Raw genomic sequence first — 19,352 nt, 5'->3', positions numbered from 1 at the left:
CGCCCTTTTTGCTGCGCTGAAGGCTTATGCCGCGCTGAACAGCTTGTGCGGGTCGATGACGAATTTCTTCGGCACGCCGGCGTCGAATTCGCCGTAGCCACGCGGGGCGTCGTCCAGGCTGATGACCTGCACGCCGACCACTTCGGCGATGTTGATGCGGTCCCACATGATGGCTTGCATCAGTTGGCGGTTGTACTTCATCACCGGGGTCTGGCCGGTGTGGAAGCTGTGGGACTTGGCCCAGCCGAGGCCGAAGCGGATGCTCAGGCTGCCCATCTTGGCCGCGGCATCTACCGCGCCTGGGTCTTCGGTGACGTAGAGGCCTGGGATACCGATCTTGCCGGCGACCCGCACCACGCCCATCAACGAGTTGAGCACCGTGGCCGGCGCTTCGTGCTGGGCACCGGAATGGCCATGGCCGCGGGCCTCGAAGCCCACCGCGTCGACCGCGCAATCCACTTCCGGCTCGCCGAGCAGCGCGGCGATCTGTTCGTGCAGCGGGGTGTCCTTGGACAGGTCGGCGATTTCAAAGCCCTGGGCCTTGGCGTGGGCCAGGCGCACCGGGTTGACGTCGCCAACGATCACCACCGCCGCGCCCAGCAGACGAGCGGACGCAGCCGCGGCCAGGCCTACCGGACCGGCGCCGGCGATGTAGACGGTGCTGCCCGGGCCAACGCCGGCCGTCACCGCGCCGTGATAGCCGGTCGGCAGGATGTCGGACAGGCAGGTCAGGTCGCGGATCTTCTCCATGGCCTTGTCGCGGTCCGGCAGTTTCAGCAGGTTGAAGTCGGCGTACGGCACCAGCACGTATTCGGCCTGGCCGCCGGTCCAGTCGCCCATGTCGACGTAGCCGTAGGCACCGCCGGCGCGAGCCGGGTTGACGGTCAGGCAGACCCCGGTGTGTTGCTCCTTGCAGGAACGGCAGCGCCCGCAAGCCACGTTGAACGGCACCGAGACCAGGTCGCCGAGCTTCAGGTTCTCGACGTCGCTGCCCTTCTCCACCACCTCGCCGGTGATTTCGTGACCCAGGACCAGGCCGACCTGGGCGGTGGTACGGCCACGCACCATGTGCTGGTCCGAACCGCAGATATTGGTGGATACCACGCGCAGGATGACGCCGTGCTCAATCTTCCTGCCGCGCGGGTCCTGCATTTTTGGATAGTCGATTTTCTGTACTTCGACCTTGCCATTGCCGAGATACACGACACCACGATTACCAGACATGCTTTCACCTCGCTGTTGTTTTTATGAAACCGCGTTGCCGGAAAAAGGCAGCGCGTAGAGTGCTCGGGTACAGATGCTGTTTCGTCTTCAAAATCGCTTCGCGAGCAAGCTCGCTCCTACAAAGGATTGCGTGCATCTGTAGGAGCGAGGCTTGCCCGCGATGGCCGCGCAGCGGCCTGTGTTAAAGCACTACCGTCCTGTTGGCGTTGAGGAACACCCGCCGTTCGATGTGATAACCCACGGCCCGCGCCAGGGTCAGGCCCTCGATATCGCGCCCCTTGGCGATCAGGTCCTCGGGGTAGTGACTGTGGTCCACCACTTCCACGCCCTGGGCGATGATCGGGCCTTCGTCCAGGTCGTTGTTGATGTAGTGCGCGGTGGCGCCCACCAGTTTCACGCCCTTGTTGTAGGCCTGGTGATAAGGCTTGGCGCCCTTGAAACCGGGCAGCAGGGAGTGGTGGATGTTGATCGCCTTGCCATCGAGCTTGCGGCACAGCTCCGGCGACAGCACTTGCATGTAGCGCGCAAGGATCACCAGTTCGGCGCCGGACTCCTCGATCACCTGCCACACCTGACGCTCCTGGGACGGTTTGTCGTTGGGGTCCAGGGGGAAGTGGTAGTACGGGATCTGGTGCCAGTCGGCCAGGGGCTTGAGGTCCGGATGGTTGGACACCACCGCCACCACGTCCATCGCCAGCTGGCCGATGCGCTGGCGGTAGAGCAGGTCGTTGAGGCAGTGATCGGCCTTGGAGACCATGATCACCACTTTCGGCCGATGCTGCGGCGGGGTCAGTTCGACGTTCATGTCGAAAGCCCGGGCGCGCTCGGCCAGACCGTCGCGCAGGCCCTGCTCGTTGAAATCCTCGGGCTGGCGGAATTCCACACGAATGAAAAAACGCGCCGAAAGCCGGTCATCGAACGAATGGTGCTCGGTGACATAGCAGCCCTGCTCGAACAGAAAGCGGGTCACCGCATCCACCGTGCCGAGCACGCTGGGGCAGTCGGCAGTCAGAATCCAGGTATCGGGTGCGCGGCTCATGCGGGGTGACTCCTGTTCATTGATCTCTCGGTGAAGCGGCACATCCCTGTAGCCGCTGCCGAAGGCTGCGATAAGGTCCGAAGGACCTTCCAGCGCCCTCAAGAGCGACGCCCCCTGCGGGGTCGATCGCAGCCTGCGGCAGCGGCTACAGGGATTCGCGTCAGGCCTGAACGCTGAGGCCGTATTCGGCGGCGGCATCCTGCAGCCACAACCACCAGTAATCGGAGAAGCTGCGGCGGATCACCAGTTCCCAGGTGTCTTCGCCCATGCGGCGGATCACCAGTTGCGACTTGGCGAACACGGTGCCGACGGCCTTGCCCACCGGGAAGTTGTTGGGGTGCACGTCGTAGCTGGTGGACTTCATCAGCACTTGGCGCACGTTCGGGCCGGACAGCTCGAGGATTTGCTGGCCGCCGCTGACGTTGACGATCTGGATATGCAGGTCACCCAGCGCTTCGCGCAGTTTTTTCTCGGCGGCGAATTCTTCACCGCTCGGCACCACCAGCAACCATTCGTCCGGCCCCATCCACTGCAGGCTGGTTTCGCCCTTGGCAACCACGGTCAGGGCCACCGGCAGTTCCAGGCCCAGGGCCTTGTGCACGCCGGAAGCGAAGGCCGGGTCATGGGCATCGCCACGGATGGTCAGGTGGCCGAGGAGTTTCTTCTCGCGCAGGGTCACGCCTGCGTTCTTGCGGCCCTTGCCCACCAGGCTGGCGAGGTCGGCATGGTGCAGCGACGACTCGGCTTTGGCGCCAGTGGTCGGGCGCTGTTGGTAAACGTTGACTGCGGTCATAGAGCACCTGTCTTCAAATTCTTGCATCACACCCGTAGGAGCGGAGCTTGCCCGCGATGAATACGTCGCGGTCTGTCTGAGGCACCGCGTGATGCCTATCGCGGGCAAGCCTCGCTCCTACAAGGTTGTAGGGTTAAACGTTCTGGCGATCGCCTTTCGGATCGAAGAACACCGAAGAAACGATTTCCGCCTCGATCACCGTGCCGTCGGCCAATGGCGCGAATACCCGCTCGCCCATCCGCTTCAGGCCGCCCTTGACCACACCCATGGCAAACGAATAACCCAGGGAGTTGTGGGCATAGCTGGAGGTCACGTGACCGACCATGCTCATCGGGATCGCCTGCTTGGTGTTGAACACCAGTTGCGCGCCTTCCGGCAGCCACTGGTTCGGGTCGATCGGCTTCAGGCCCACCAGCTGCTTGCGCTGGTCGCGCACACAGTCTTCGCGGTTCATGCCACGCCAGCCGATCCACGAGAACGGCTTGGTACGACCGACGCACCAGCCCATGTTCAGGTCGTCCGGGGTCATCGAGCCGTCAGTGTCCTGGCCGACGATGATGAAGCCCTTCTCGGCCCGCAGTACGTGCATGGTTTCGGTGCCGTACGGGGTCAGGTTGTACTTCTTGCCAGCCTCGACGATCTGCTCCAGCACGCCCATGGCGTAGTCGGCCTGGACGTTGACTTCGTACGACAGCTCGCCGGTGAAGGAGATACGGAACACCCGCGCCGGCACGCCGCCCACCAGGCCTTCTTTCCAGGTCATGAACGGGAAGCCGTCCTTGTCCAGGTCGATGTCGGTGACTTCGCTGAGCAGCTTGCGGCTGTTCGGCCCGGACAGGGTCATGGTCGCCCAGTGGTCGGTGACCGAGGTGAAGTACACCTTGAGGTCCGGCCATTCGGTCTGCTGATAGATCTCCAGCCATTGCAGGACGCGCGCGGCGCCACCGGTGGTGGTGGTCATGATGAAATGGTTCTCGCCGACGCAGGCGGTCACGCCGTCGTCGAAGACCATGCCGTCTTCCTTGCACATCAGGCCGTAGCGCGCCTTGCCCACGTCGAGCTTGGTCCAGGCGTTGGTGTAGATGCGGTTGAGGAACTCACGGGCGTCCGGGCCCTGGATATCGATCTTGCCCAGGGTCGAGGCGTCGAGCAGGCCGACGCTGTCACGCACCGCCTTGCACTCGCGCTTGACCGCGGCGTGCAGGTCTTCGCCGTTCTTCGGGAAGTACCAAGGGCGCTTCCACTGGCCGACGTCCTCGAACTCGGCGCCGTTCTTCACGTGCCACGCGTGCAGCGCGGTGAAGCGTACCGGCTCGAAGATGTGCCCGCAGTGACGACCGGCCACGGCGCCGAAAGTTACCGGCGTGTAGTTCGGACGGAACATGGTGGTGCCCATCTGCGGGATGCTCACGTTCAGCGAACGGGCCGCGATGGCCAGGCCGTTGACGTTGCCGAGCTTGCCCTGATCGGTACCGAAGCCCAGCGCGGTGTAGCGCTTGACGTGCTCGACCGACTCGAAGCCCTCGCGGGTCGCCAGTTCGATGGCGGCGGCGGTGACGTCGTTCTGCAGGTCGACGAACTGCTTGGGTGCCCGCGCGGTGCCCTTTTCATGGGGCACCTGGAACAGCGCCAAGGTCGGTTCTTCCAGACGGCTCAGGGCCTTGGGCAGGACCGCTTCCACGGCCTTGAAACCCGCTTCGCTGGCCGCGCGCACGCCACCTTCGAAACCGTCGGCCAGGGAATCGCCGAGGCTGTAGACGCCGTTGATGCCGCCGACGCACACGCGTTTCTGCGGTGCTTCGCCCGGTACGAAACCGAGGATGTCTTCACGCCAGATCGGCTTGCCGCCCAGGTGCGACGCCAGGTGCACCACCGGGCTGTAGCCGCCGGAGCTGGCAATCAGGTCGCAGTCCAGCCACTCGCCCGGGCTGGTGACTTTGTGCGCCTTGACGTCGATCGCTGCGACGCGGGCGCCAGTCACATGCTTGCTGCCACGGGCTTCGATCACCGCACTGGAAGTGAGGATGCGAATGCCCTTGGCGCGGGCTTCTTCCACCAGCGCGCCGCGTGGGTTGTGACGGGCATCGGCGATGGCCACCACTTGCAGGCTGGCGTCGAGCCAGTCCAGGGCCACACGGTAGGCATGGTCGTTGTTGGTGCTCAGCACCAGCTTCTTGCCCGGCGCCACGCCGTAGCGGCGCACGTAGACCGAAACCGCGCCGGCCAGCATGTTGCCCGGCACGTCGTTGTTGCCGTAGACCAGCGGACGCTCGCAGGCGCCGGTGGCCAGCACCACGCGCTTGGCGCGCACCCGGTGGATGCGCTGGCGTACCTGGCCGATCGGCGCGCGATCGCCGAGGTGGTCGGTCAGGCGCTCGTGAATGGTCAGGAAGTTATGGTCGTGGTAGCCGTTCACGGTGGCTCGTGGCAGCAGGGTCACGTCCGGCAGCGACTTCAGCTCGGCGACCACGGTGGCGACCCACTCGGCCGCCGGCTTGCCGTCCAGGCTTTCGCGGCTGTCCAGCAGGCTGCCGCCGAATTCTTCCTGCTCGTCGGCGAGGATCACCCGCGCACCGCTGCGCGCGGCAGCCAGGGCCGCGGCCAGGCCGGCCGGGCCGGCGCCGACGATCAGCACGTCGCAGTGCTGGTTCATGTAGTCGTAGGTGTCCGGATCGTTCTCGGTCGGCGAGCGACCCAGGCCCGCGGCCTTGCGGATGTACTTCTCGTAGGTCATCCAGAACGATTGCGGGTACATGAAGGTTTTGTAGTAGAAGCCCGGCGGCATCAGCTTGCCGCCGACCTTGCCGAGAATCCCCATCATGTCGTTGTTGACGCTCGGCCAGCCGTTGGTGCTGGTGGCGACCAGGCCCTGGTACAGCGCCTGTTGGGTGGCGCGCACGTTAGGAATCTGGGTGGCTTCGGTGGCGCCGATCTGCAGCACCGCGTTCGGCTCTTCGGCACCGGCGGCGAAGATGCCGCGCGGCCGGGAATACTTGAAGCTGCGACCGATGATGTCCACGCCGTTGGCCAGCAGGGCAGCGGCCAGGGTGTCGCCTTCGAAGCCTTTGTAGGTCTGGCCGTTGAAGGTGAAGCTGAGGACTTTGTTGCGGTCGATGCGTCCGCCGTTGGACAGGCGATTGGACTGGCTCATACCTTCTCTCCCAGAGCCTGCGTGGCCGCTTTCGGGCTATCGGTCTTGTCGGTGAATTGCGGCTTGGTACCGATCTTGTAGGTTTCGAGAATCTCGTAGGTCACGGTGTCGCGGGTGGCGTTGAAGTACTGACGGCAGCCGGCGGCGTGGATCCACAGCTCGTGGTGCAGACCGCGAGGGTTATCGCGGAAGAACATGTAGTTGCCCCACTCCTCGTCGGTGCAGTTGTTCGGATCCAGCGGACGCGGGATATGCGCTTGGCCGGACGAATGGAATTCCTCTTCGGAGCGCAGTTCGCCGCAGTGAGGACAGAAGATGTGCAACATAGGGATTTCTCCTATCAAGCCTCTTGAAAACGTAGCGAGCGAAGGCAAGACAAGGCAAAAACAGGGGAGAAAGCGGAGCTTAGTTTACTAAGTGAGCATTTCGAGCCTGTTTTTAACGCCGTATTGCCGAGCGCAGTAGTTTTCATGAGGCCTTTGTTAGTGGGCGACAGCTGCAGCGCCGTGTTCGTCGATCAGCGCACCGTTGTGGAAACGGTCGATGGAGAAAGGTGCGGCCAGCGGGTGCATTTCACCCTTGGCCAGGCTCGCGGCGAATACGTTGCCCGAACCCGGGGTGGCCTTGAAGCCGCCGGTACCCCAACCGCAGTTGAAGAACATGTTCGGCACCGGAGTCTTGGAGATGATCGGGCAGGCGTCCGGGGTGGTGTCGACGATGCCGCCCCATTGGCGGTTCATGCGCACCCGCGAAAGGATCGGGAACATCTCGACGATGGCCTGGATGGTGTGTTCGATCACCGGGTACGAACCGCGCTGGCCGTAGCCGACCCAGCCGTCGATACCGGCGCCGATCACCAGGTCGCCCTTGTCGGACTGGCTGATGTAACCGTGCACCGCGTTGGACATGATCACGCTGTCGATGATCGGCTTGATCGGCTCGGACACCAGTGCTTGCAGCGGGTGCGATTCGATCGGCAGGCGAAAGCCCGCGAGCTTGGCCATGTGCCCGGAGTTACCGGCGGTGACCACGCCGACGCGCTTGGCGCCGATGAAACCCTTGTTGGTTTCCACGCCGATGCACACACCGTTTTCCTTGCGGAAGCCGATCACTTCGGTCTGCTGGATCAGGTCCACGCCCAGGGCGTCGGCGGCACGGGCGAAGCCCCAGGCCACGGCGTCGTGGCGGGCCACGCCGCCACGGCGCTGGACGGTGGCGCCCATCACCGGGTAGCGGGTGTTCTTGGAGCAGTCCAGGTACGGAATCTCGTCCGCCACCTGCTTGGCGTTGAGCAGCTCGCCGTCCACGCCGTTGAGGCGGTTGGCGCTGACCCGACGCTCGGAATCGCGGATGTCCTGCAGGGTGTGGCACAGGTTGTAGACGCCGCGCTGGGAGAACATCACGTTGTAGTTGAGGTCCTGGGACAGGCCTTCCCACAGTTTCATCGCGTGTTCGTACAGGTGCGCCGACTCGTCCCACAGGTAGTTGGAACGCACGATGGTGGTGTTGCGCGCGGTATTACCGCCGCCCAGCCAGCCTTTCTCGACCACGGCGACGTTGGTGATGCCGTGCTCCTTGGCCAGGTAGTAGGCGGTCGCCAGGCCATGCCCGCCACCGCCGACGATGACCACGTCGTAGACCTTTTTCGGGGTCGGCGTGCGCCACATGCGCTGCCAGTTTTCATGGTGGCTGAGGGAGTGCTTGAAGAGGCCGAAGCCCGAGTAGCGTTGCATAGTCATTTACTCCAAAACCGCACTCAGCGATAAACCGGGAAGTCCGCGCACAGGGCCGATACCTGACGAGCGACATTGGCCTCGACATCGGCGTCGCCGAGGTGGTCGAGGATGTCGCAGATCCAGCCGGCCAGCTCCACGCACTGGGTAACCTTGAAGCCGCGGGTGGTCACCGCCGGGGTGCCGATACGCAGGCCGGAGGTCACGAACGGCGACTGTGGATCGTTCGGGACAGCGTTCTTGTTCACGGTGATGTGGGCGCGGCCCAGGGCGGCGTCCGCATCCTTGCCGGTGAGGCCCTGACGGATCAGGCTGACCAGGAACAGGTGGTTGTCGGTGCCGCCGGACACTACATCGTAGCCGCGTTTGATAAATACGCCGGCCATGGCCTGGGCGTTCTCGATCACTTGCTGCTGGTAGGCCTTGAAGCCAGGCTCCAGCGCTTCCTTGAAGCACACCGCCTTGCCGGCGATCACGTGCATCAGCGGGCCGCCCTGGGCGCCAGGGAATACCGCGGCGTTGAGCTTCTTCTCGATTTCTTCGTTGGCCTTGGCCAGGATCAGGCCGCCACGCGGACCGCGCAGGGTCTTGTGGGTGGTGGTGGTGACCACGTCGGCGTAAGGCAGCGGGTTCGGGTACAGGCCAGCGGCGACCAGACCGGCGACGTGAGCCATGTCGACGAACAGCAGCGCGCCGACCTTATCCGCGATCTGGCGGAAGCGTGGGAAGTCGAGGGTCTTGGAATAGGCCGAGAAGCCAGCGACGATCATCTTCGGCTTGTGCTCGACGGCCAGGCGCTCGACTTCGTCGTAGTCGATCAGCCCGGTATTGGTATCGATGCCGTACTGCACGGCGTTGTACAGCTTGCCCGAGGACGACACCTTGGCGCCGTGGGTCAGGTGGCCGCCATGGGCCAGGCTCATGCCCAGGATGGTGTCGCCGGCTTGCAGCAGGGCCAGGTACACGGCGCTGTTGGCCGAGGAACCGGAGTGCGGCTGGACGTTGGCGTAGTCGGCGCCGAACAGTTGCTTGGCGCGCTCGATGGCCAGGGCCTCGACCTTGTCCACGTGCTCGCAGCCACCGTAGTAACGCTTGCCCGGATAACCTTCGGCGTACTTGTTGGTCAGGCCGCTGCCTTGCGCTTGCATCACGCGCTTGCTGGTGTAGTTCTCCGACGCGATCAGCTCGATGTGATCTTCCTGACGTTGCTCCTCGGCATTCATGGCCGCCAGCAGTGCATCGTCATAACCCTGGATTTGGTCTTGCTTGCTGAACATCGCGTCTCTCCCAGCGGCGGCGGTGCGCCTTTCGTCTCGGTGAGGCACGTACCCTGCGGTAGTGCCCTTTGGATGCGATGGTATGACCGGCGCTGACCGGTCAAATGCCTATGGACGCCACGCAAAGGTGCGTTTACGACATGGCCTGGCGCAGAGAGACAAATGCTTCCCGGCGCCACAAGCCGAAGGCTCTATATCCACGGCTTGCCCCGGACCGCAAGCCGCTGGTGCCGACCAGTGGCGCTGCAGGTTTCCTGCGCGCACGTCGCCCCTGTAGCCGCAGCGACAATGCTCGCCATCAGGCCAGGAGATTGCGCAGCGCCAGCAGCAGGAGAAAATGCCCGGGATACAGGAGATAGGCCCAGCGCCGCATCGGTGGCGGCGAAAAACCGCGCAACCGCCGCAGGATCGCCAGCCCCAGCCACGGCGCCAATACGCAGGTGACCAAGGCCCAGGCCGCCACCTGGTTGCCCTGGCGCGCCGCCGGCAGCAGGCTTTCCCACTGATTGGCCGCCAGGCACAGCAACCCCGGCAGCAGCGCCCAGTACCAGCGGCGCTGCAGCACTATTAACAGCGCCAGCGGCAGCAATACGCCAAACAGGCCGAACATCAGGTAGCGGTCGAACAGCCCGCCCAGCAAGGCCGCGACGATCCCCAGCCACAGCGCCAGGCCACCGCGGCGCTGCCAGGCACGGGCCACCAGCAGGCCCAGGGCCAGGGTCGGCAGCACATTCAGGGTGTCGGGGTCGGGAATGTACAGCCGGTACGGCACTTCGCTGAGCAGGCTGAACAGCAGCAGCCAGCCCAGGTAACGCCATTGCCCCGCACCCTCGCGCTCCACCGCGCCGGCCCGCGCCACATTGGCCGCCAGCGCCAGGCAGAACCAGGGAAACGCCAGGCGCCCGGGCACATACAGCAGATCGAGGTTCCAGCCGACGTAGCGCAGGTGATCGAGCACCATGCAAAGCAGCGCCAGCCACTTGAGCAGGTCCAGGGCGCCATCGCGCCGGGCGGCCAGCGGGGTCAGCATCGGGTCTGGCATATATCCTCATGGCCTGTGCATTTTTCACCCATAAACAGAGCGTGTGCTCCCCCGTCAATCTTGGGTAAAGTGGCGCTCCACCGATCTCTGCGAGGCCTGCGCTGTCCTGCTGGCCCAGACCTCGTTGCAAACGCTTTACCCAAGGGCTCCTTACCCAGGAGCGCCTTATCCGGAGCCCTTTATCGAAGGACTCCCCTTTCGGACCCTTAGCACGGAAGACGGCCATGACCGACAAGAGCCAACAATTCGCCAGCGACAACTATTCCGGCATTTGCCCCGAGGCCTGGGCGGCCATGGAACAGGCCAATCGCGGCCACGAACGCGCCTACGGCGACGACCAGTGGACCGCACGCGCCGCCGATTATTTCCGCAAACTGTTCGAGACCGACTGCGAGGTGTTCTTCGCTTTCAACGGCACCGCCGCCAACTCCCTGGCCCTGTCGTCGCTGTGCCAGAGTTACCACAGCGTCATCTGCTCGGAAACCGCCCACGTCGAAACCGACGAATGCGGCGCTCCGGAATTCTTCTCCAACGGTTCCAAGCTGCTGATCGCCGGCACCGAGAACGGCAAGCTGACCCCGGACTCGATCCGCGACATCGCCCTCAAGCGCCAGGACATCCACTATCCCAAGCCACGGGTGGTGACCCTGACCCAGGCCACCGAAGTCGGCAGCGTCTACACCCCGGAAGAAATCCGCGCCATCAGCGCCACCTGCAAGGAGCTGGGGCTGAACCTGCACATGGACGGCGCGCGGTTCTCCAACGCCTGCGCCTTCCTCGGCTGCTCGCCCGCCGACCTGACCTGGAAAGCCGGGGTCGACGTGCTGTGCTTCGGCGGCACGAAAAACGGCATGGCGGTGGGCGAGGCGATCCTGTTCTTCAACCACAAGCTGGCCGAAGACTTCGACTACCGCTGCAAACAGGCCGGCCAGTTGGCCTCGAAGATGCGTTTTCTGTCGGCGCCCTGGGTCGGCCTGCTGGAAAACGACGCCTGGCTCAAATACGCCCGCCACGCCAACCATTGCGCGCAGTTGCTGGCCGAGCTGGTGGCGGACATTCCTGGGGTGGAGCTGATGTTCCCGGTGCAGGCCAACGGCGTGTTCCTGCAACTCTCGGAACCGGCCATCGCCGCACTGACCGCCCGGGGCTGGCGCTTCTACACCTTCATCGGTAAAGGCGGCGCGCGCTTCATGTGCTCGTGGGACACCGAAGAAGCGCGGGTCCGCGAACTGGCCGCGGACATTCGCCAGGTCATGGCCGGCTAAGCGCCTTCGCCGGCCCGCTGCTTCCTGTCGCGACCAGGAGCGGCGGGCCGGCGCTGCGTGACATCAGTTCACAGATTCCTGAACTGATTATTTCCCTCCACTGATTCAACATCACAGGCGTATATCCGAGACTCCGGGGTCAATTTATAAAAACAAGGCAATACCCCATGACCAGCCTGCCCGCGGCAACGGAAAAAGCCCCGTCACCCAGCCTCAAGATCGAAACCCGCTCCATCGACTACGTGCCGCGCCACGAGCGCCACGGCAAGGTCTGGCACCAGGGACCGTTCTGGTTCACCGGCAACTTCGTCCTGACCACCATGGTCACCGGCTTCACCGGCGCCGCCCTCGGCCTGAGCCTGCACTACTCGATCCTGGCCATCGTCCTCGGCGTCTGCCTGGGCACCTTCTGCATGGCCTTCCACGCCAACCAGGGACCCCGCATGGGCCTGCCGCAGATGATCCAGTCGCGGGCGCAATTCGGCCTGCGCGGCGCCATCGTGCCGTTCACCGCCGTGGTCTTCGTCTACATCGGCTTCAATGTGTTCAACGTGATCCTCGCCACCGATGCGATCAACACTGTGGTACCCGGCGCGCGGGCGCCCTGGTACAGCCTGATGATCATCCTCGCGGTGATCATCGCCGTGGTCGGCCATGACCTGCTGCACGCCGTGCAGCGCTGGCTGACCTACATCATGATCAGCGTGTTCAGCGTACTGACCGTCAGCGCGCTGATGACCCTGCAGGCCGATGCCGCCGTGGCCGACGCGCATTTTTCCTGGTCGGCCTTCCTGATCCAGCTGTCGGCGGCCGCCGGCTACCAGATCAGCTACTCGGTGTATGTCTCGGATTACTCGCGCTACCTGCCGCACAAGACCTCGTCGCGCCAGGTGATTTTCTGGACCTACCTGGGCGCCGCGGGTTCGGCGCTGTGGCTGATGTCCCTGGGCGCCTTCCTGGCGTCCGCCCTGCCGTCCCCGGACGCCATCGGCAGCGTCCGCGAAGTCGGCAACCAGATGATCCCGGGCTTCGGCACCTTTACCGTGCTGATCGCCGTGCCCGCCCTGGTCGGCATCATGGCGGTCAACTGCTACGGCGCGATGCTCACCGGCATCAGTGCCATCGACGGTTTCCTGCAGATCCAGCCGAACCTCAAGAGCCGGGTGGTGGGCATTGCCCTGGTGGCGGTGGTGATTTTCCTGATCGCCATGAACATCCCCGACAGCTACCTGGCGAGCTTCAACACCTTCGTGCTGCTGATGCTGTATTTCCTGGTGCCCTGGACCGCGGTCAACCTGGCGGACTTCTACGTGGTGCGCAAAGGTCACTACGCCATCAGCGACATCTTCAACCCGTCCGGCATCTATGGCCGCTGGGCCATGCCCGGGCTGGTCGCCTATTTCCTCGGCCTGATCGCGATGATTCCGTTCATGTCCCTGAGCTTCTACCAGGGCCCGGTTTCCCGGGCGCTGGAGGGCGCGGACATTGCCTTTGTCATCGGCCTGGCCGTGGCCGGCGTGGCCTACTGGGCGCTGACCCGCGGCCTGGACCTGGACGCCGAGCGCCTGGCGATCCAGGCCAGCGAACGCCAACTGGAAGGAGCCGGCCAATGACTGGACTGCCTACCCTGAAAGTCGCCTGTCAACAGCTCGCCCCACGAGTGGGCGAGCTCGACTACAACCGCGACCTGGGCCAGCGGGCCATTCGCGAGGCCGCCGCCGAGGGCGCCCAGGTGGTGGTGCTGCCGGAACTGGTGCAAAGCGGCTATGTGTTCGCCGACCGGCAAGAGGCGCTGGCGCTGTCCGAGCCCCTCGACGGGCCGACATTGACCCTGTGGAAGGCCCTGGCTGCGGAACTGCAGGTGGTGATCGTCGGCGGCTTCTGCGAGCGCCTGAATGCCGGGCAAGTGGCCAACAGCGCCGCGCTGGTCGAGCCCGAAGGGCGGGTGACGGTGTATCGCAAGGCCCATCTGTGGGACCGGGAGAAGCTGGTATTCACGGTCGGCGACCAGCCGCCACCGGTGGTCGAGACCCGTTTTGGCGCGATCGCGATGCTGATCTGCTACGACCTGGAGTTCCCGGAATGGGTGCGCCTGCCCGCGCTGGCCGGCGCCGCCCTGCTCTGTGCCCCGGTCAACTGGCCGGACGGGCCGCGCCCCGCGGGCGAACGCCCGGCGGAAATGGTCCGGGTCCAGGCCAACGCCGCGGTCAACCGCATGTTCATCGCCGCCTGCGACCGCTGCGGCGACGAGCGTGGCGTGGCCTGGGTCGGCGGCTCGCTGATCGTCGACGCCGACGGTTATCCGCTGGCCGGCAGCGCCCGTCATCCCCAGCAGCAACTGCTGCTGGCGGAGCTGCCCCTGGCGGACGCCCGGCACAAACACATCAGCGCCCATAACCACGTGCACCTGGATCGCCGTCCGGCGCTGTACTGAGTCCTCCCCCTGCCGCGGGCAAGGCCCGCGGCCCAGCGCCTTTTCGCCCCCGCCCCGCACACGCGCCAGACATGAACTAGATTGACTGGCGAGCCGCTGTACCCGCTCGGATAACGACAATAATCAGGAGCGTCTCCATGTCCTTACAAGGCAAGACCCTGTTCATCACCGGCGCCAGTCGTGGCATCGGCCGCGAGATCGCCCTGCGGGCGGCGCGGGACGGGGCCAATATCGTGATCGCGGCGAAAAGCGCCGACCCTCATCCCAAGCTGCCCGGTACCATCTTCAGCGTGGCCCGCGAGGTCGAGGCGCTGGGGGGCAAGGCCCTGGCCCTGCAAGTGGACGTGCGTGACGAAGAGGTGGTGCGCCAGGCCCTGGCCAAGGCCGCCGAGCAGTTCGGCGGCATCGATGCGCTGGTCAACAATGCGGGGGCAATCAAGCTGACCGGGGTGCAACACATCGAGCTCAAGCGCTTCGACCTGATGCACCAGATCAACACCCGCGCCGTGCTGCTGTGCAGCCAGGCGGCCCTGCCCTACCTGAAAAGCAGCGGCGGCCACATTCTCAACCTGTCGCCGCCGCTGAACCTGGCGAGCAAATGGTTCGCCCAGTACAGCCCCTACACCGTGACCAAATACGGCATGAGCATGCTGACCCTGGGCATGAGCGAGGAATTCAAGAACTACGGCATCAGCGTCAACTCGCTGTGGCCGCAGACCATGATCGCCACCGCCGCCATCGAGTTCCAGCTGGGTTCGCGCGAGTCGTTCAAGCATGCGCGCACGCCTGCGATCATGGCCGACGCGGCTCATGCGATCCTCTCCAGCAGCCAGCGCCGCATCACCGGGCGCTTGCTGATTGACGAGGAAATACTGCGCGAACAGGGGGTGAGCGATTTCGCCCATTACCGCTTCGATCCCGACAGCAGCGAAGCGCTGATGACGGATCTGTTTATCGATTGAAAAAACGCAGGGCGCCAATCGCGAGCAAGCTCGCTCCTACAGGTCAGGTGCAGAACCTGTAGGAGCGAGCTTGCTCGCGATGAACGATAACGCGATCCCAAGCCACGCCCGGGACCGGAAACGTTCGCTCAATACTCGACCCGCACATCCCCCTTCGGCACGCTGCAGCAGGACAGGATGTAGCCTTCGGCTTCGTCTTCCTCGGTGATGCCACCGTTGTGGTCCATCTCCACTTCACCGCCCAGCTTGAGCACCTTGCAGGTGCCGCAGATGCCCATGCCGCAGGCCTTGGGGATCATCAGGCCAAGCTTGGCCGCGGCGGCGTGGACGGTCTCGCCCGGCGCCACGCGGATGCTCTTGCCGGAAGCGGTGAACTCCACCTGGTGCAGGTCGGCGACGTCGATTTCCGGCGCCTCGGCGGCCTGTTCGGCCTGTTCCACGGCGTCGGCACGGGCTTCCGGTGGCGTCGCGCCGAAGGATTCCTCGTGGTAGCGCGACATGTCGAAGCCACTGGCCTCGAGCAGGCGCTTGACCGCGTTCATGTAAGGGGTCGGGCCGCAGCAGAACACCTCGCGCTCGAGGAAGTCCGGCGCCATCAGCTCCAGCATCTTGTGGTTCAGGTAGCCGCGATAACCGGCCCAGGGCTCGCCCAGGCCATGTTTCTCGCAGATCAGGTGCAGGCTGAAGTTGTCGATCCGCGATGCCATGTGCTCCAGCTCGCGGTGATAAATGATGTCCTTCGGCGAGCGCGCGCTGTGGATAAACACCATGTCGACATTGCCGTTGGTGTCGTAGAACCAGCGCGCCATGGACATCACCGGGGTGATGCCGACGCCGCCGCTGAGGTAGAGGACTTTCGGGCTCGGGAAGTCGATGGCGTTGAACAGCCCCACCGGCCCGTGCACCGCCAGCTCCTGGCCTTCGTGCAGGGTGTCGTGCAGCCAGTTGGACACCTTGCCGCCAGGGACGCGCTTGATGGTCACCGAGAAGCTGTAGGGCACCGAGGGCGAGCTGGAAATGGTGTAGGAACGCATGATCGGCTGGCCTTCGATCTCCAGCTCCAGGGTGACGAACTGCCCCGGCTTGAAGAAGAACATGATCGGCTGGTCGGCCATGAAACAGAAGGTGCGCACGTCCCAGGTTTCCTGGATGACTTTGACGCAACGGACGATGTGTCGGCCATTGGCCCAGGTCTGGGTGGTTACCGGGTTCAGGAAGTTGTTGGACATGCTGATCTCCACGGCCGACTGCCGGCCTTTATGGTGGCGATTGTGCGCAGGCCCATAAACACCCATTTACCTATCTGCGACATTCACATACTTATCGCGACCAGCCCCCAACCACCGGGGCTTGCGCGTCGGGAACAGATTGGGCCATGTCGCCCATGGATAAGGTTCTGGACCGCGCCGGCCCCACACTCGCCTCAACTGATAACCGCTGATTTTCTTTCAGCCTTGCGTAGCAACCGTAGTCACTTTCGCCGGCCACACAGATGGCCATGAGGACCAAAACGATGGACGTCACCGCAACCCTGAGCCTGGGCGATCCGCTGGAACCCGCACGCAAGGCCACCGCACAAATGCTCCAAGAACGCGAGCGGACCTTTTCCCTGCCGCAGCCGTTCTATTGCGACGAGCGCCTGTTCGATATCGACATGCAGGAGATCTTCCAGAAGGAATGGCTGATCGCCGGCATGACCTGCGAGATTCCGACCAAGGGCAACTACATGACCCTGCAGGTCGGCAAGAACCCGATCATCGTGATCCGTGGCGCCGACGGCGTGGTCCATGCCTTCCACAACGTCTGCCGCCACCGCGGTTCGCGCCTGTGCACCAGCGATAAGGGCAAGGTCGCCAAGCTGGTCTGCCACTACCACCAGTGGACCTACGAGCTGGACGGCCGCCTGCTGTTCGCCGGCACTGAGATGGGCGCCGACTTCGACATGAAGCAGTACGGCCTCAAGCCGGTGAACGTGAAGACCGCCGGTGGCTACATCTTCATCAGCCTCGCGGAAAACCCGCCGGCCATCGATGACTTCCTGGCGACCCTGACGCACTACATGGAACCCTACGACATGGAGAACACCAAGGTGGCGGTGCAAACCACCTTGATGGAAAAGGCCAACTGGAAGCTGGTGCTGGAGAACAACCGCGAGTGCTACCACTGCGGCGGTTCGCACCCGGAGTTGCTGAAAACCCTGCTGGAGTGGGACGACGTCACCGACCCGCGCGCCGACCAGGCGTTCAAGGACCACGTGAGCGCCTGCGCCACCGCCTGGGAAGCCGAGAAGATCCCTTACGCCCACGCCAGCTTCGGCCTGCGTAACCGCATCGTGCGCATGCCGCTGCTCAAGGGCACCGTGTCCATGACCATGGACGGCAAGCAGGGCTGCGCCAAGCTGATGGGCCGGATCAAGAACCCGGACCTGGGCTCGATGCGCATCCTGCACCTGCCGCACTCGTGGAACCACTGCATGGGCGACCACATCATCGTGTTCACCGTGTGGCCGATCAGCGCCCAGGAAACCATGGTCACCACCAAGTGGCTGGTGCACAAGGACGCGGTCGAAGGCGTGGACTACGACGTCGAGCGTATGCGCCAGGTGTGGGACGCCACCAACGACCAGGACCGTCGCCTGGCCGAAGAGAACCAGCGTGGCATCAACTCCACGGCCTACCAGCCAGGCCCGTACTCCAAGACCTACGAGTTCGGCGTGGTCAACTTCGTGGACTGGTACAGCGAGCGCATGCTGAGCAACCTCGGCGCCGAACCGGCTCCGTACCTCAAGGGCGTGCCGGTTCACGGCTGACCCCGAGTCCTTGCTCGCGATGACCGCGACACGGTGCATCTGACACACCGGGTTATCGTTCATCGCGAGCAAGCTTCGCTCCTACCAGGACGAAGTCGCTGTACAAAATCTGATCTACCCCCTTCCCGGCCATGGCCGACAAGGCCCCCAGCCTTCCGCGAACAAGTTATCCACATCTCCACCCACAGCAAATGTGGGCAACTCGGCTTTCAGCCAGCTGATTCATTGTCAGAACCTGAAGAAAATCCGTGACTTATCCAGAAAGGCCTTTTCCATACAGCTTTGATCGTTTTTTGATCATCAGCCTGTAAGCCACGTATTTAAAGGGCCATAGACGAAGGCGAACACCTTATCCACAGAAGCGCCAACAGACTTTGGGGGCAACTTCGCAGTGAAAGGCATCGGGCTGTGGAAAACCGCCGAATAGCGCGAAATATCGAGGCTTCAGTACCGCCGGCAAGGCAAAACCCCGGATTTGCCTATTTTTTGACCAACCCCTTGCAGACCGCTGTTTATATGGCTCTCAGCGGACAGCGAACATCTTATCCACAAAGAGGCCAACAGACTTTGGGGGCAAGTCGGCAGCAGCAGAGGAGCGAGGGAATTCCTTATCCACAGAAAAACCTTCGGAAAAACCTCGACTTAGCTTGATCATTTTTCGTACAACGCGCTGCAGCGCTTGATTGGCGAGGCTTGCAGAGAGGGACGAACATCTTATCCACAGAGGCGCGCACAGGGATTGTGGGTAACCGTGGATGCAGGAGGGGAATCAGTCACAAGCAAGCCGCGCCCCTATAGGAGCGAAGCTTGCTGGCGATAACGGTGGAGCGACAGGCCTGGCCCTAACGGACCACACCTTCTTCGATCAACAGCTTGAGGATGGCCTCGGCCCCGGCTTCGGCGCTGATGCCCTTGAGCACCTGGCCGCCACCGCCGCTGGCCTTGGCGGTCGCGGCTTTCATGCGGTCGGCGCCGCTCTTGGCCTTGATCACTTTCAGGCGCTTGGGCCGGGGTTTGGCCGGTTGCAGGGTGGCGCTGGTGAACAACTCATCGTCGAGCACTTCCACCTGCCGCGCCTGCAGCACCCCGCGTCGGGCCGGGCCGTAGGCACTCTGCCGTGGCTTGGGCGCGGCGTTATCCACAGTGGCGAGGAACGGCAGGCGCACCTTCAGCCGACGGCGCTGGCCACGCGGCAGGGCTTGCAGCACCAGGGCCACGCCACTGTCGATGGATTCCACCTGGGCCAGGCCCACCACCAGCGGCCAGCCGAGGTTTTCCGCCAGCAGGAACGGCAGCATGCCCGAACCTTCGCCGGTTTCCGCCTGGCTGCCGGTGAGCACCACTTGCGCCCCGGCATCGCGCAGATAATCGGTCAGCGCCGGCAGCGCGTCGGCACCGGCCGACTGCTCCAGCACGTGCATCTGTTCCAGGCCCATGCCCAGGTACGCGCGCAGGGCCGGTTCGGCGATATCGCCGGCATGCAGCACCTGCAGCCTGTCCCCGGCCAGTTGCAGCCCCAGCTCGACCGCCCGCGCATCCTGCTCGGCACGCCGTGGCCGGCCGGAAGTCGGGTGGGCGCCGATGGACACCAGGCTGATCACATTAGTACTCATAACCCTATCC

15 protein-coding genes are annotated in these 19,352 nt (G+C 64.1%); 5 read left to right on the top strand and 10 right to left on the bottom strand.

From position 1 onward, the window contains the following. Window positions 1–24: 24 nt before the first annotated feature. The 8 genes from fdhA to PVZ80_RS31000 form a co-directional block, all read right to left on the bottom strand. The gene (gene fdhA, locus PVZ80_RS31035; RefSeq protein ID WP_009045939.1) at window positions 25–1,224 is read right to left on the bottom strand and encodes a formaldehyde dehydrogenase, glutathione-independent; all 1,200 of its coding nucleotides are present in this window, start codon (window positions 1,222–1,224) and stop codon (window positions 25–27) included. A 181-nt stretch (window positions 1,225–1,405) separates the two neighbouring features. Further along, on the bottom strand, window positions 1,406–2,263 hold the full coding sequence (purU, locus tag PVZ80_RS31030) for a formyltetrahydrofolate deformylase (protein WP_009051219.1): 858 nt from the start codon (window positions 2,261–2,263) through the stop codon (window positions 1,406–1,408). A gap of 160 nt (window positions 2,264–2,423) precedes the next feature. Continuing rightward, the gene (locus PVZ80_RS31025; RefSeq protein WP_009051220.1) at window positions 2,424–3,056 is read right to left on the bottom strand and encodes a sarcosine oxidase subunit gamma; all 633 of its coding nucleotides are present in this window, start codon (window positions 3,054–3,056) and stop codon (window positions 2,424–2,426) included. A gap of 133 nt (window positions 3,057–3,189) precedes the next feature. Then, window positions 3,190–6,207 carry a sarcosine oxidase subunit alpha gene (locus PVZ80_RS31020; protein ID WP_053270099.1) on the bottom strand — a complete coding sequence of 1,006 codons (3,018 nt, stop codon included), beginning with the start codon at window positions 6,205–6,207 and terminating at the stop codon, window positions 3,190–3,192. Further along, window positions 6,204–6,533: a sarcosine oxidase subunit delta gene (locus tag PVZ80_RS31015; RefSeq protein WP_009051222.1), complete on the bottom strand. Its 330-nt coding sequence runs from the start codon at window positions 6,531–6,533 to the stop codon at window positions 6,204–6,206. The genes PVZ80_RS31020 and PVZ80_RS31015 overlap by 4 nt, the downstream gene beginning before the upstream one ends. A 156-nt stretch (window positions 6,534–6,689) precedes the next feature. Beyond that, complete coding sequence (locus PVZ80_RS31010) at window positions 6,690–7,940, bottom strand: sarcosine oxidase subunit beta family protein (protein WP_009051223.1); 1,251 nt, start codon at window positions 7,938–7,940, stop codon at window positions 6,690–6,692. 23 nt (window positions 7,941–7,963) lie between these two features. Continuing rightward, window positions 7,964–9,217 (bottom strand): serine hydroxymethyltransferase, encoded by a 1,254-nt coding sequence (gene glyA / locus PVZ80_RS31005; RefSeq protein WP_009051224.1) that lies wholly within the window; start codon window positions 9,215–9,217, stop codon window positions 7,964–7,966. Between the two features lie 298 nt (window positions 9,218–9,515). Continuing rightward, window positions 9,516–10,259 (bottom strand): TraX family protein, encoded by a 744-nt coding sequence (locus PVZ80_RS31000; RefSeq protein WP_016704206.1) that lies wholly within the window; start codon window positions 10,257–10,259, stop codon window positions 9,516–9,518. 224 nt (window positions 10,260–10,483) lie between these two features. Here PVZ80_RS31000 and PVZ80_RS30995 point away from each other — a divergent pair, with 224 nt between their 5' ends. The 4 genes from PVZ80_RS30995 (at window position 10,484) to PVZ80_RS30980 (ending at window position 14,920) form a co-directional block, all read left to right on the top strand. Beyond that, complete coding sequence (locus PVZ80_RS30995) at window positions 10,484–11,524, top strand: threonine aldolase family protein (protein WP_009051226.1); 1,041 nt, start codon at window positions 10,484–10,486, stop codon at window positions 11,522–11,524. Window positions 11,525–11,691: 167 nt separating this feature from the next. After that, window positions 11,692–13,137, top strand: a complete 1,446-nt coding sequence (locus PVZ80_RS30990) for a purine-cytosine permease family protein (RefSeq protein ID WP_124314437.1) — start codon at window positions 11,692–11,694, stop codon at window positions 13,135–13,137. Continuing rightward, window positions 13,134–13,958, top strand: coding sequence for a nitrilase-related carbon-nitrogen hydrolase (locus PVZ80_RS30985; RefSeq protein WP_273864975.1), 825 nt, complete (start codon window positions 13,134–13,136; stop codon window positions 13,956–13,958). Before PVZ80_RS30990 ends, PVZ80_RS30985 begins: the two co-directional genes overlap by 4 nt. 137 nt (window positions 13,959–14,095) lie before the next feature. Beyond that, window positions 14,096–14,920: an SDR family oxidoreductase gene (locus tag PVZ80_RS30980; protein WP_028684188.1), complete on the top strand. Its 825-nt coding sequence runs from the start codon at window positions 14,096–14,098 to the stop codon at window positions 14,918–14,920. Between the two features lie 128 nt (window positions 14,921–15,048). On the opposite strand, the gene gbcB is transcribed toward PVZ80_RS30980, so the two are convergent. After that, on the bottom strand, window positions 15,049–16,149 hold the full coding sequence (gbcB, locus tag PVZ80_RS30975; protein WP_009051230.1) for a glycine-betaine demethylase subunit GbcB: 1,101 nt from the start codon (window positions 16,147–16,149) through the stop codon (window positions 15,049–15,051). Window positions 16,150–16,433: 284 nt separating this feature from the next. Here gbcB and gbcA point away from each other — a divergent pair, with 284 nt between their 5' ends. Beyond that, window positions 16,434–17,729, top strand: coding sequence for a glycine-betaine demethylase subunit GbcA (gene gbcA / locus PVZ80_RS30970; protein WP_009051232.1), 1,296 nt, complete (start codon window positions 16,434–16,436; stop codon window positions 17,727–17,729). Between the two features lie 842 nt (window positions 17,730–18,571). Here gbcA and etfB read toward each other — a convergent pair. Further along, window positions 18,572–19,342: an electron transfer flavoprotein subunit beta gene (gene etfB / locus PVZ80_RS30965; RefSeq protein WP_273864974.1), complete on the bottom strand. Its 771-nt coding sequence runs from the start codon at window positions 19,340–19,342 to the stop codon at window positions 18,572–18,574. Between the last annotated feature and the right edge of the window lie 10 nt (window positions 19,343–19,352).

Source organism: Pseudomonas sp. B3G-3 (assembly GCF_028640915.1).
Lineage (GTDB): Bacteria > Pseudomonadota > Gammaproteobacteria > Pseudomonadales > Pseudomonadaceae > Aquipseudomonas > Aquipseudomonas chlororaphis_I.
Note: the sequence above shows the minus strand (reverse complement) of the source record. Positions and strands in the feature narration are given on the sequence as shown.